Origin of the sequence: Ruminiclostridium papyrosolvens DSM 2782 (genome assembly GCF_029318685.1) — a bacterium.
In the GTDB taxonomy this organism is placed as follows: Bacteria; Bacillota; Clostridia; order Acetivibrionales; family DSM-1351; genus Ruminiclostridium; species Ruminiclostridium papyrosolvens.
The window spans coordinates 3,175,244-3,188,393 of the sequence record NZ_CP119677.1; the positions used below are offsets into that span (position 1 = coordinate 3,175,244).

The 13,150-nt window shown below is 36.5% G+C and carries 12 protein-coding genes; 4 read left to right on the forward strand and 8 right to left on the reverse strand.

What is annotated here, in order from left to right:
- Positions 1 to 8: 8 nt before the first annotated feature.
- The 5 genes from P0092_RS14240 to pta form a co-directional block, all read right to left on the reverse strand.
- Positions 9 to 1,301, reverse strand: a complete 1,293-nt coding sequence (locus P0092_RS14240) for a radical SAM protein (RefSeq protein ID WP_040759574.1) — start codon at positions 1,299 to 1,301, stop codon at positions 9 to 11.
- A 175-nt stretch (positions 1,302 to 1,476) separates the two neighbouring features.
- Positions 1,477 to 1,659 carry a 50S ribosomal protein L32 gene (rpmF, locus tag P0092_RS14245; protein ID WP_004622625.1) on the reverse strand — a complete coding sequence of 61 codons (183 nt, stop codon included), beginning with the start codon at positions 1,657 to 1,659 and terminating at the stop codon, positions 1,477 to 1,479.
- Between the two features lie 43 nt (positions 1,660 to 1,702).
- Entirely contained in the window at positions 1,703 to 2,200 is a 498-nt protein-coding gene (locus P0092_RS14250; protein WP_004622624.1) for a YceD family protein, read from the reverse strand.
- A 128-nt stretch (positions 2,201 to 2,328) separates the two neighbouring features.
- Positions 2,329 to 3,522, reverse strand: a complete 1,194-nt coding sequence (locus tag P0092_RS14255; protein ID WP_004622623.1) for an acetate/propionate family kinase — start codon at positions 3,520 to 3,522, stop codon at positions 2,329 to 2,331.
- 41 nt (positions 3,523 to 3,563) lie between these two features.
- Positions 3,564 to 4,559 (reverse strand): phosphate acetyltransferase, encoded by a 996-nt coding sequence (gene pta, locus P0092_RS14260; protein ID WP_004622622.1) that lies wholly within the window; start codon positions 4,557 to 4,559, stop codon positions 3,564 to 3,566.
- Between the two features lie 376 nt (positions 4,560 to 4,935).
- On the opposite strand from pta, the gene P0092_RS14265 reads away from it, so the two are divergent.
- From P0092_RS14265 to P0092_RS14275, 3 genes are all read left to right on the forward strand, one after another.
- Positions 4,936 to 6,537, forward strand: a complete 1,602-nt coding sequence (locus tag P0092_RS14265; RefSeq protein WP_004622621.1) for a spermidine synthase — start codon at positions 4,936 to 4,938, stop codon at positions 6,535 to 6,537.
- A 139-nt stretch (positions 6,538 to 6,676) separates the two neighbouring features.
- Complete coding sequence (gene gltX, locus P0092_RS14270; protein ID WP_004622620.1) at positions 6,677 to 8,146, forward strand: glutamate--tRNA ligase; 1,470 nt, start codon at positions 6,677 to 6,679, stop codon at positions 8,144 to 8,146.
- 27 nt (positions 8,147 to 8,173) lie between these two features.
- A complete protein-coding gene (locus tag P0092_RS14275; protein WP_004622619.1) occupies positions 8,174 to 9,385 on the forward strand; it encodes a cofactor-independent phosphoglycerate mutase in 1,212 nt (403 codons plus the stop codon).
- 231 nt (positions 9,386 to 9,616) lie between these two features.
- Here the strand turns inward: P0092_RS14275 and P0092_RS14280 are convergent, their stop codons facing one another.
- On the reverse strand, positions 9,617 to 10,693 hold the full coding sequence (locus P0092_RS14280) for a recombinase family protein (RefSeq protein ID WP_242831811.1): 1,077 nt from the start codon (positions 10,691 to 10,693) through the stop codon (positions 9,617 to 9,619).
- A gap of 109 nt (positions 10,694 to 10,802) precedes the next feature.
- Positions 10,803 to 11,015 carry a hypothetical protein gene (locus tag P0092_RS14285; RefSeq protein ID WP_004622616.1) on the reverse strand — a complete coding sequence of 71 codons (213 nt, stop codon included), beginning with the start codon at positions 11,013 to 11,015 and terminating at the stop codon, positions 10,803 to 10,805.
- A 122-nt stretch (positions 11,016 to 11,137) separates the two neighbouring features.
- On the opposite strand from P0092_RS14285, the gene P0092_RS14290 reads away from it, so the two are divergent.
- A complete protein-coding gene (locus tag P0092_RS14290) occupies positions 11,138 to 12,652 on the forward strand; it encodes a recombinase family protein (RefSeq protein WP_004622615.1) in 1,515 nt (504 codons plus the stop codon).
- A gap of 83 nt (positions 12,653 to 12,735) precedes the next feature.
- Here the strand turns inward: P0092_RS14290 and P0092_RS14295 are convergent, their stop codons facing one another.
- Positions 12,736 to 13,137 carry a fascin domain-containing protein gene (locus P0092_RS14295; protein ID WP_004622612.1) on the reverse strand — a complete coding sequence of 134 codons (402 nt, stop codon included), beginning with the start codon at positions 13,135 to 13,137 and terminating at the stop codon, positions 12,736 to 12,738.
- Positions 13,138 to 13,150 lie beyond the last annotated feature (13 nt).

Sequence of the window (13,150 nt, forward strand, 5' to 3'; positions counted from 1 at the left end):
TAAAATATCTAATTCCCAATCAATGAATTCACAAACTCACTGCCCGAACCATCCACTATTCGAATAGGGATGTTAAGCTCCGCTTCAATACGTTCAACAGTATAATCGTCCAGTAAGACCTGTTCCCCTGCTCTCAGCATATTTCTGCTTATTAACAGCTCCTGACCCAAATCACGGCCTTTCAGCTGCTTTACAATATCCTGACCCGTAAGCAATCCCGTAACAGTTACGTAAGGGCCAAAGAATTCATTTTCTATATCATAAACATTGACTTCCAAACCATTATATACATTTTTTATTTCATCTACCAATTGTAATATATTTTTATATACAAGTCTACCTGTTACCAGACTTACCTTCCGGCAGGCAGACAATATATGCTTTTTCTTATTCTTTAGGGCTTCCTTTACTTCTTGTCTGAGTAAGGCCACCATACCAACACCGTTTTCAATCTGCGGAAAATCTTCGTATTCCCTGTACCGTGGAATATCAATATCAGCATTAATATAAAACTCATCAGACAGGTATATAACTCTGGAGCCTTTCTCTTTCAATAGTTTATTCTGCCATTTATGTACCTGATTTATAACATTCGCACTGCTCTCCATATCAAATGGCTTCAATTCAAACAGGTTTTCCCTATGCCTGCTTATACCAACCGGCACAATTGAAACGCTGTTTATAGAAGGATAAAGCTGACACAAATCTTCAATAGTTTTATCCAGCTCATCTTTATCATTAATATCCCTACACAAAACAATCTGACAGTTAACTTCAATACCGTTATCCGTCAACATTCTTATTTTGTCCATAACATCACCGGCAAACCTGTTTCCAAGCATGAATTTTCTTAAATCAGGGTTGGTGGTGTGTACAGAAACATTTATAGGTGACATCCTATAATGAATAATTCTCTCAAGCTCTTCATTTTTTATATTAGTTAGAGTAACATAATTTCCGGTAAGGAAAGAAAGTCTTGAATCATCATCTTTAAAGTATACTGTTTCTCTCATTCCCTTTGGAAGCTGGTCTATAAAACAGAAAATACACTTGTTGGTACAGCTCTTAGCTCCATCAATAAGTGAATCCTCAAAATCAAGCCCTAAATCTTCAGTTTCATCCTTTTCGACTTCTATCTCCCAAATCTCACCATCAGGCTTTTCAATCTCCAGAAGCAGTTCCTCTGAAGACTGATAATACCTGTAGTCAAAAATATCCTTTATATTCTGCTTGTTTATGGATAGCAGGAAGTCTCCTGCCTCAACCCCCGCTTCTTCAGCAATGCTCCCGGGTTGAACCATACATATTTTTATTTTGCTGTGCAAACTATAACACCATCCTACTAATTTTTCATAAACAAGCGAATACTTTTTCGCTCTATACTATGATTTACATTTGCTAAAGAAATAATCAATAAATTTTTTTTTAAAATCAAAAAGCAGCAAGATATCATCCCGCTGCTTTAATGACATATTATTATTTAGCTTCTACTTTAACTACCTGTTTGCCATCATAATATCCACATTCACCACATACCCTGTGAGGCAGCTTGAAAACATGACACTGTGGGCAGCTTACTAGAGTTGGTGATGCCAGCTTCCACTGGGATCTTCTCTTACCTGTTCTTGCCTTGGACCATCTACGCTTTGGATTTGCCATCAATAACACCTCCCTACTATAATGCAACCATCAAAGTAGAAACCTACTTGAAATAATCTTTAAGTATTTCCATCCTTGGGTCTACTATCTCTCGCTCATCACACTTGCAACTTTTAATATTTAAATTGGTTCCACAAGTCCTGCATAGCCCTTTGCAGTCTTCACTGCATACAATTTTCATGGGTATTGCAAGAATAATGTTGTCTATAAGTGGTTTATCAATGTCAACAACATTACCTTCAAATGTATATGCATCAACATCATCGGATTTTGAAACCTCGACAAAGCTTTCTTCAACCTCAATATCTTCAGTAATATCTAAATGCTTAAGACACCTGAGGCAGTTTGCACTAAACTCATAATGAAGCTCACCACTTAACTTTAACAGGCCACCTAAATTAACCATGCGCCCTGCAAACTTAAAAGAAGGTTTAAACTCTACTGAAGTATCATACTCCTGTATTTCAGGCAAATTATCAACAAAGTTGATATCTATCCCTGCTCCTTCAGTTTTAATAATATCAGACACATTTACTCTCATAAGTAACCTCTTAAAAACCGACAACTGATATTATACTAACTAATGCAGCTTTTGTCAATAATTCAATTTCGGTAAAATTATTTTATTACTATTATTGCCTTGTTTTTACATATATATTATTTCGAAAATTACTTTATAAACTTTACTGTTTCTTTAGCAATTGCAAGCTCTTCGTTCGTTGGAATTACAAGAGTTCTTACACTAGCGTCTGCAGTAGAAATATCTATTTCCTGTCCTCTGAGTTTATTCTTCTCTTCATCTATTTTGACACCGAAGAAATCCATATCGCTGACAATCATATTTCTTACTACGGAATTATTTTCACCTACACCCGCTGTAAATACTATTGCATCAACACCGTTCATAACTGCAATATATTCTCCGATGAATTTCTTAACACCATAACTGAAAATTTCAATTGCAAGTTCAGCTCTGCTGTTTCCTGAATCAGCCGCAGCATGTAAATCTCTAAAGTCACTGCTTACTCCTGATATACCCAGAACGCCGGACTTTTTATTTAAGAGATTACTGATACCCTTAACATCCAAATTTTCCTTTTCCATCAGGAAGGTAACAACTTCAGGGTCAATTGTACCACTTCTTGTACCCATTGCAAGTCCCTGCAAAGGTGTAAAGCCCATGGATGTATCAACTGACTTGCCCTTGTTTACTGCACAAATACTTGAACCGTTTCCAAGATGACATGTAATTATCTTTAATTCGCTTAATGGCTTACCAAGCATTGCAGCAGCTCTTTCTGCAACATATTTGTGGGATGTTCCATGGAAACCATACTTTCTAATACCATATTTTTCATATAGTTCATATGGCAATGCATAAAGGTATGCATAATCAGGCATGGAGCTGTGGAAAGTAGTATCAAACACTGCAACCATAGGGATATTCGGCATAATCTGCTGACAAGCCTCTATACCTATTATATTTGGAGGATTGTGAAGTGGAGCTATGTCTATACACTCTCTTACCGCTGCCATAACACTATCGTCTATAACTACTGAGCTATTGAATTTTTCTCCGCCATGTACTATTCTGTGTCCTACCGCTGATATTTCGGACATGTTTTTAATAACGCCGATTTTATCATCTGTAAGTGCACTGATAACTGCTTCTATTGCATCTTTGTGATTCTTTAATTCCTTGTTTAGAACAACCGCCTCTTCAGAACCCCTTGATTGCTTTATAAAGGAATTGTCAATTCCTATTCTGTCACATAATCCCTTTGCAAGAACTGTTTCATTTGTCATATCGATTAATTGATATTTTAATGAAGAACTTCCCGCATTGATAACTAAAACTTTCATTGTTAGTTCATCTCCCCTAATAATAGTTAACGTAATTTATATTATGAATTCTGTGCCTGTACACAAGTTATGGCAACAACACCTACTATATCTTCCGCACTGCATCCTCTTGAAAGATCATTAACAGGTTTTGCTATACCTTGAATAATAGGGCCATAGGCTTCTGCCTTTGCCAGTCTTTGTGTAAGCTTGTAGGATATATTACCACAGTTAAGGTCAGGGAATATTAATACATTGGCCTTTCCTGCAACATTGCTTCCCGGTGCTTTTGATGCTCCAACGGAAGGAACTATGGCAGCATCTGCCTGCAATTCTCCGTCAAGCTGAAGTTCAGGAGCTTTTTCCTTTGCAAGTTTGGTAGCTTCAATAACCTTTTCTGTAAGTACACTCTTTGCGCTGCCGTATGTTGAATATGAGAGCATTGCAACAACCGGTTCAGCCTGTACAAGGCTCTTGAATGATTTTGAAGAAGCTATTGCAATTTCTGAAAGCTCTTCTGCATTTGGATTTTCCACAAGTCCGCTGTCTCCGTAGATGAATACTCCATTTTCGCCGTATTCGCAGTCAGGTACAACCATTACGAAGAATGCTGATACCAGTTTTGCCCCAGGTGCGGTCTTTAATATTTGAAGAGCCGGCCTTAATGTGTTTGCAGTTGAATTAATTGCTCCTGCAACCATTCCGTCAGCCTCGCCCATTTTTACCATCATAATTCCGAAGTACAAAGGATTTTCAGATAATATTTTCTTTGCCTGTTCCTGAGTCATTCCCTTTGCCTTTCTGAGTTCATACAGGGTATTTACATACTCATCAAATCTTTCAAAGTTTGCAGGATCAACAATTTTAGCCTTTGATATATCCAGGTCACCACCCAGTTTCTTTATATCATCCTTGTTTCCCACAAGTACGACATTGGCAATACCTTGTTCCTGAATCATTGCAGCAGCCTTCAAAGTTCTAATATCATTGCTTTCAGGAAGTACTATTGTTTTGATATCTTTTTTTGCTCTGCTTACAATCTGCTCTAAAAAGTTCATGTCTCAAAAGTCCCCTTTCATTGTTACGCAATACTAACTCAAGGCCATTTTCTCATGGACCTGATTATTTTATCAAACTGAAAGTCTTGTAGATAAGGAAATTCAATTCAATAAAGTTCATATTGCACTCTGACATAATTATATTATTTAAGATTTAGTAAAAATTTATTATTATTACCTGGTTATAATACCTGAAAACAAGTATACGCACCACTTTTATTATATACAACTTGTTCATTGTATACAAGAAAAAATTTGTTATTAAATTTTGTATTTCAAAACAGCTAAAACTGTTATAAACTTATATAGAAAATAGCACATGCTTATTGTTCAAAAATACAGCAGCTACCATTACGAAAGGTAAGGTTAATAACCAATGAAAAAAAAGCTACTCTTATATTCCACATCATTCTTTTGCGGAATGTCTGTAATGGCGGTAGAACTAAGTGTTTCCAAGCTTCTTGCACCCTATTTCGGGACTTCTCAGATTATATGGACCGTCATTATCGGATTGATTATGATATCCCTGAGTGTGGGAAACGTTTTGGGCGGAAGGTCTGCCGACAAGCATAACAGTATGAACAGATTATATCTTATTATATGGGCAGCCGCTATATGGATTGCCATAATTCCTTTTGTAGGCAAATATATCGTTGTTGGTATAATAGGCCTGCTTTTTATGTTTCTTCCTCAAAATCTGCTTATCACAGGTTCGGCAATCTCCTGTCTTGTTCTGTTTTCCGTTCCCCTGATTGGACTTGGAATGGTTTCTCCTTATCTTGTGAAGCTGGGTGTTACCGATATTGAAAATACAGGTAAAACCACAGGAAAGATATACGCCATGAATACTATAGGAAGTATTATAGGGACGTTTTTACCTACCTTTGTTACAATACCTACTGTAGGTACAAGTAAAACCTTTCTGATTTTTGCACTTGTTTTAAACGTTATCTGCCTTGCTTATTTTATTATGAATAAAGTTAAATCTGTTAAGACCTCTTTAACATTTATAATTATTTTCGTTTTGCTTTTTATACCTCTCTCAAATTCATATGCCTTCTGGAGGGATTGTGTTGTTGAAGACGAATCTGTTTACAATTATTTACAGGTAACGGAAGACAAGGATTCCGTGTACCTTTCTACTAATGTAGCTTTTGGCGTTCAGTCAGTATACAAAAAAGACAACAAGCTGTCAGGTATGTACTATGATTTTGCACTGGCTGCCCCGCAATTTATAAAGAATTTCAGAAGCGATGACAAAGCGGAGCTTTTGGTTCTTGGAAACGGTACCGGTACTTATGCAAAACAATCCAAAATATATTATACCAATATTAAGACAGATGCCGTTGAGATTGACCCTAAGATTGTTGAGTTATCCAAAAAGTATTTTGACTTAAAGGATGATGAAGCAACAATTTATGAGACTGACGGAAGAACCTTTCTTTCTGATGAAAATTGCGGTATGTACGACGTAATAATGATTGATGCCTATCACGACATAACAATACCCTTCCATATGTCCACAAAGGAGTTTTTCTCAAAGGTTTCAGAGCATTTGAAGCCCGGTGGTGTGATTATTCTCAATATTAACATGAAGGCAAAAGGTGATAATCCCATAAACCGGTATTTAAGCCAGACTGTGAGGAGTGTTTTTGAAAAGGTTTATACTTGTGAATTGAAAACAAGTACAAATGAATTGCTGTTTGCGTCCAATGATACAAATATGGTGAATAATTTGTTTGACAATATCAGTAACATGAACAATGCCAACCCATTAAAGAACGTTTTTCAGTTTGTCATTGAAAATCTGAAGGAGGTTACTGAATCCGGTCATGTATTTACTGATGAAGTGGCCCCTGTTGATATATTAGGACAGAAGCTTTTGAATTCCATGGTTCAGGATGAAACTTCTGACTTGAAGGAAATGATTAATTTTAAAGAAAAGGGACTTAAAGGTTTACTGGACATGCTCAGATAGATAATTCACCTTGACACATATTTATTTAAAATAATATAATATTATAGCGGAAGATTACCTTTCGTCCTACATATGGACGAAAGGTTTTTTAATATGTTTTCTCAAAATTATATAAATTTCTATTGAAAGGAGATTATTTATGCAAAACGTACGAACCAGATTTGCACCTAGTCCAACAGGCTATATGCATATAGGAAATTTGAGGACTGCGCTTTATGAATATCTTATTGCAAGAAAATACAATGGTAAATTCATTTTAAGAATAGAAGATACCGATCAGGAGCGTTTTGTCGAAGGAGCTGTAGATGTTATATACAAAACTCTCAAGCTTGCGGGAATAAGCCACGATGAAGGCCCGGATGTTGGCGGTAACTATGGCCCTTATGTTCAAAGTGAAAGAAGGGGCATGTATCTTGAATATGCTAAAAAGCTTGTTGAACTTGGCGGTGCATATTATTGCTTCTGTACCAAGGAAAGACTTGCGGAGCTAAAGGAAAAACAAGATGCCGAAGGTCATGGCCACAGATATGACCGTTGCTGCCTGTCGCTTTCAAAAGAAGAGATTGAAGAAAACCTAAAAAATAACGTACCTTATGTTATAAGACAAAAAATGCCGGATACAGGTACTACAAGCTTTGAAGATGCGGTTTACGGTACAATTACAGTTGATAATAGCGAACTTGATGATCAGATTCTTATTAAAACTGATGGTCTTCCTACCTACAACTTTGCAAATGTAATTGATGACCATCAGATGGAGATTTCACATGTTGTAAGGGGTAACGAATACCTTTCTTCTACTCCTAAATACAACCTTCTGTATGAAGCTTTTGGATGGGACATTCCAACTTACGTGCATGTTCCTCTTATTCTCAAGGCTTCCGGACAGAAGCTCAGTAAAAGAGCCGGAGACCCATCTTTTGAAGATTTGGTTTCAATGGGTTATCTGGTTGAAGCCATTGTAAACTATGTTGTGTTACTGGGTTGGAGTCCAAGTTCAAATCAGGAGATTTACTCTTTAAAGGAGCTTGAAGAGGTTTTTGAAATTTCGGGTATCAGTAAAGCTCCTGCAATTTTTGATATTAACAAGCTGACATGGATGAATGGTGAGTATATCAGAAAAATGCCTGTAGAGGAATTCCACAACCTTGCTCTTCCCTTTTATGAGAAAGCAATAACCAATAAAAATATTGATACATTGAAGCTTAGCAAACTCCTTCAAATAAGAACAGAGGTTTTGACAACTATTCCGGAAACTATTGATTTTCTTGACCAATTACCGGATTATGATGTTCAGATGTATATTCATAAAAAGAGTAAAACCACCCTTGAAAATTCTCTTGAGAATTTAACTGCTGCCTATCCGATTCTGGATGGTATAAGCGATTGGAATGCTGACAGTATTCACGAAAAGATTTTTGCACACATAGAAGCTCTTGGAATTAAAAACAGCTTAATGCTTTGGCCTATAAGAACAGCTGTGTCCGGAAAGGCTGTTACACCGGGCGGAGCTATTGAAATTGCAGATATTATCGGAAAAGAAGAAACACTAAAAAGAATCAGTATTGGTATGGATAAATTAAAAACTGCTTTGGGGACCAATGCATAAATAATATTAAGTAAAGGATTTGATAGTATGAAATATGTTGTGATTCTTGGTGACGGTATGGCCGACTATCCCATGCCTGAACTTGATAACAAAACCCCCCTGCAATATGCAAAGAAACCCACAATTGATATGTTGGCTTCAAAGGGTACCGTGGGACTTGTTCGTACTGTTCCTGAAGGCATTGCCCCGGGCAGTGATGCTGCCAACCTGTCGGTAATGGGTTATAACCCAAAAGTATATTATACAGGTCGTTCACCTTTAGAGGCTGTAAGCATGGGGTTGGATTTGTCATCTACTGATGTTGCCTTAAGATGCAATCTTGTGCATCTTTCAGAGGATGAATCCGAGTATTCGGATAAAACTATGATTGATTACAGTTCAGATGAAATTTCAACAGCTGAATCTAAAGTTCTTATAGAGGCTGTAAATAATACGCTTAAAACCGCAGACATAAATTTTTACCCCGGTATAAGCTACAGGCATTGTATGGTCTGGAGTAATGGAAAAACCAGCCTTGGCTGTACTCCTCCCCATGACATTTCCGACAAAAAGATAACAGATTATCTTCCAAAGGAAGAGTCCGGGCTGCTACTTAATTTAATGAAAAAAAGTTATGAAGTTTTAAAAGACCATCCTGTAAATCAGGCAAGAAAAGCACGCGGCCTAAGAACCGCAAACTCCATATGGCTTTGGGGTGAAGGTAAAAAACCTGCTTTGTCCTCTTTTCAGGAAAAATACCACAAAACCGGAGCAATGATATCGGCTGTGGATTTACTTAAAGGTATCGGTATATGTGCAGGCCTTGATTCAATTGATGTTGAAGGCGCTACAGGCAATATAGATACAAATTTTATCGGCAAGGCTAACGCGGCTATTCAGGCTCTTGAAAGCGGAAAAGATTTTGTTTATGTACATGTTGAAGCCCCTGATGAGTGCGGTCACAGACATGAAATCGAAAACAAAGTCAAAGCCATAGAATTGTTGGATTCACAGGTTGTAAAACCCATACTTGAAGGTATAAGTAAGTTTGATTACCGTGTATTGGTGCTTCCTGACCATCCTACTCCTCTTCGCTTACGCACTCATACATCCGAACCTGTTCCGTTTATAATTTATGACAGCACCCATGAAATTCAATCGTCAGCTAAGAGCTACGATGAGTTTGAAGCAAAAAAATCGGGTGTGTTCGTAGACGATGGCTATAAATTAATGGATTTGTTCATTAAAGGAAGTCTTTAATCGCAAAACTAATTTTTAACTTTTGAACCTTTACTCAGAGTATAAATTATATCAATGGAAGCTTGGTTAAAGATATTTACAGACGTTTGCCGGTAAAATATCCTAAAATGAGCCGCTATAAACTCTTGCAAATATCTTGGAAGCAATCATTGATATAATTTTATACGGGAGTATCGATGTTAAAACAGTGAAACTCTCTGTTTTGCGATACTTCCTTATTTTTTTATGCTCTCACTTTCTATCTGTCTGCTGTTTCCAGTTATTATAGTTATATTCGATTACTATGCAGCCGCTTTCTGTATCCTCCAAAGTCCCATCTGTTTCTGGGAGTACATCTTTATTGTCAAATATTGTTATTTTATTAACCATTAATTCAATTATGTTTCTGGTAATTCCCTGTGTTTTTATTCTGGTAACAAAATTTTTAATCAGCTGCTCTTTATCCAACTGCTTTGTTTCTTCTTTCTTTAATTTTTCTACTTCCTGCCTTATTGTTGCAATTCGGGTTTCAAGGTTTTGATTCATTCTATAAAATAGCTGTTCCGATATTCGTCCTTCAAGCCTGTCATTATACAAAATATCTTGCTGCTTTTGTTTTTGGATTATCTGCTGTTCAAATCTTTTTATACTGTGCAGCAGACGCTCCTTCTCTACATATTCACTGCTATAATTAAGGTTCAGGTTATCAATCAGTTCGTTATTTGACAGGAGTTCCAGCAGTTCTTTTGTTACTATGTCAATAATACTCTCTTCCGTAACATAGTGGCTTGAACATGCTTCGCAGCCTTTTTTGGAATAGGAGCTGCATATATAGCCCACCGGCCTGTCTTTTCTGACCCGGACATACATTGCCTTACCACATTTTCCGCAATAGACAAGGTTACTCAGGAGATGTGTTACATTACGGTTGTACCCCTGATTTGACCTTTTTTTAGCTCTCAATTTCTGAACTTCATCAAACTCTTCATTGGATATTATGGGTTCGTGTGTGTTAGTTGTTATTATCCATTTGTCAAAGGGCAGCCTTCTGGTTTTTTTGTTTTTAAAACTTATTTTTTCACTGACTCCCTGCACCGTGTCTCCAATATATACCCGGTTACATAAAATCCTCTGAACTGCAACCTGATTCCATGGCGTTATAGGTATTTCAGAATTTTTTGACGAGGGCGACGGATATCCTTTTTGGTTAAGCATATTTGCTATGGCAGAATATCCATATCCCTTTCTGTATAAGCTGAATATTTCTTTTACAACAGGTGCATTTCTGCTGTCTATTACCAGCTTATTCTTTTCATTTACCGATTTCACGTACCCGAATGGCGCATTTCCTATGTATTCACCCTGCTCAATTTTAAACCTGAGATTAGCTCTTATTTTTTTTGATATGTCTCTAATGTATCGCTCGTTGTACCTTATATCATGGATATAAGCGTGTACTGCTGCTTTTGGCAGGTGAAATTTTAGTCCTGTTTTGTGCCTTTGTATTTTTTTTATTATTCAATACTTCTTCCCTTGTCACATATTTGCATTGGTACCCTGTTATACTGGATAAAACCTCTCCAACATTGTTAAGTCTCTTTAATCTTTCTTCAGGAGTTATATCTGGTGTAATTATTACTTTATACGACATAAATACTCCTCCTTACTACAAGTCTATTTTCCATGGTCTGTCCCGTATACATTTTTCAACGTTTTAACAAGGACTCTTTTAGCATAGAATTTTAATACATATTATTTCAATGGAGTTTTTAAATGGTAAAAACCTGCATTTATCTAAGAAAATCAAGAGAAGACGAGAGAATGGAAAAAGAACTGGGAAAAGGTGAAACACTTTCAAAGCATAGAGACGATTTGTTGAGTTTTGCCAGAAATAGAGAACTTTGTATTGTAAATATCTATGAGGAACTGGTTACAGGTGAAAGCCTCCTTTACAGACCTGCTATGCTGGAGCTTCTAAAAGATGTTGAAGCCGGTGTTTACGATGCTGTACTGGTAATGGATTTACAAAGACTTGGTCGTGGAGATATGGAAGAACAGGGAATTATTCTTAAAGCCTTTAAAAATACAAATACAAAAATTATAACACCGGACAAGGAATATGACCTTTCCAATGAGTTTGACGAGGAATACAGTGAATTTGAAGCTTTCATGAGCCGCAAGGAATACAAAATGATTAACAAGCGTCTTCAAAGAGGAATTATTCATTCAGTAAACAGCGGCAACTACAATTCACCCTACCCGCCCTTTGGCTATATTATAAAGCAAGAGAAATTAGGACGTACTTTGGAACCCCATCCCCAGCAGTCTGAAATTTTAAAGTGTATATTCGAGTGGTATGTAAATGAATCAATTGGCAGTCAAATTATTGCACAAAGGCTCAACAATATGGGTGTTAAAACAAATAAAAGTAATAACTGGACTTGTCAGGCAGTAACAGCTATTCTGAAAAATCCTGTTTATACCGGGAAAATAGCCTGGAGAAAAACAACAAGCAATCGTCTTCCCAAAAAAAAGAGTAAAAAGACCCAACCCAGACAGGATTGGATTCTGGCAGACGGAAAACATCCCGCACTGATTTCAGATAGTACCTATCAAAAGGCACAATGCATTATGAATAATAACAGTAAAACTCACACAAAACAGTCATCCGGCCTTCAAAATACTTTAGCAGGAATAATCGTTTGCGGAGTTTGCGGAGCTAAAATGCGATATAGACCATACCTCAATTCAGAGCCACATCTTGTATGCATCAATAAATGCGGTAATAAAAGCAGTAAGTTTGATTATATAGAGAACTGTGTGCTGTCGAGTCTTAGTGAATACCTGACTGAATATACTTTTCAATTTTCAGGAGAGTTGCCACAGAACAACAGCAGTCAGTCTGCTTTAAAAAATAGTGCTGCTATGCTTGAAAAACAGTTGAAGGAAACTTTTTTGCAAAAAGAAAATGTTTACGGTCTTTTGGAAAAAGGTGTTTATTCCATAGAGGATTTTAATCAAAGACTTATTAGGGTTAACAGCAAAATTGATGAACTCCGACAATCTATGTCTAACATAAACAAACTAAATAATAAAGCTCTTCGCCAAAAACCAGGCAATGAAGAAATTCAAAGTGGTATAACAAAAATTATTAAGATATATAAAAATCTAAAAAACATTGAAGATAAAAATGTATTACTTAAAAGTGTTTTAGGAAAAATTGAATACTTCAAGGGTAAAGATTGTAGAAATGATGATTTTACACTGAGGATATATCCCCTTATTTAGCCTTATTATTTCTTACTTCCCAATAAGCATAACAACCGAAAAAGTATTATGAATCGGCTGCTATGCTTATTAAATCTTCTTTTTTATCTGAAAACCACTATAATCTCAAAGATTTCATCAGGACCTATGGTGTCGCTTACTGCACATAATTTCTTGTTATTATCTTTCTTATAGCTTACAAACTTTCCGTTATTTGCTCTTATTGCAACCTTATTCATCCCAAGGCAAATGAAATCAAATGTTTCTGTATTTGTAATACTTTCATTGCTGGGCTTAATTCTGATGTGTCCATCATCAGCAACACTGAGCAAATCTCTGGTATGTGTTTGTATGTATGTACCGCTTAAAGCCGCCGGTACAGTAAAAATAATATCATGTCTTGTCTCATCATACATACCTGATGTTAACAAATTGTTAACTTTTTCGATACATAGGTATTCGCCGTTACTTGTTTTAACAGCCACTCTTGCTCCCATAAAAGACATAAATCGTTCCTCC

Coding starts and splice junctions, on each gene's coding strand:
- P0092_RS14255 (WP_004622623.1), bottom strand. CDS start 3,522: ATGAAAGTTTTAGTTATCAATGCGGGAAGTTCTTCATTAAAATATCAA.
- gltX (WP_004622620.1), top strand. CDS start 6,677: ATGCAAAACGTACGAACCAGATTTGCACCTAGTCCAACAGGCTATATG.
- pta (WP_004622622.1), bottom strand. CDS start 4,559: ATGAACTTTTTAGAGCAGATTGTAAGCAGAGCAAAAAAAGATATCAAA.
- P0092_RS14265 (WP_004622621.1), top strand. CDS start 4,936: ATGAAAAAAAAGCTACTCTTATATTCCACATCATTCTTTTGCGGAATG.
- rpmF (WP_004622625.1), bottom strand. CDS start 1,659: ATGGCAAATCCAAAGCGTAGATGGTCCAAGGCAAGAACAGGTAAGAGA.
- P0092_RS14285 (WP_004622616.1), bottom strand. CDS start 11,015: ATGTCGTATAAAGTAATAATTACACCAGATATAACTCCTGAAGAAAGA.
- P0092_RS14250 (WP_004622624.1), bottom strand. CDS start 2,200: ATGAGAGTAAATGTGTCTGATATTATTAAAACTGAAGGAGCAGGGATA.
- P0092_RS14295 (WP_004622612.1), bottom strand. CDS start 13,137: ATGTCTTTTATGGGAGCAAGAGTGGCTGTTAAAACAAGTAACGGCGAA.
- P0092_RS14240 (WP_040759574.1), bottom strand. CDS start 1,301: ATGGTTCAACCCGGGAGCATTGCTGAAGAAGCGGGGGTTGAGGCAGGA.
- P0092_RS14275 (WP_004622619.1), top strand. CDS start 8,174: ATGAAATATGTTGTGATTCTTGGTGACGGTATGGCCGACTATCCCATG.
- P0092_RS14290 (WP_004622615.1), top strand. CDS start 11,138: ATGGTAAAAACCTGCATTTATCTAAGAAAATCAAGAGAAGACGAGAGA.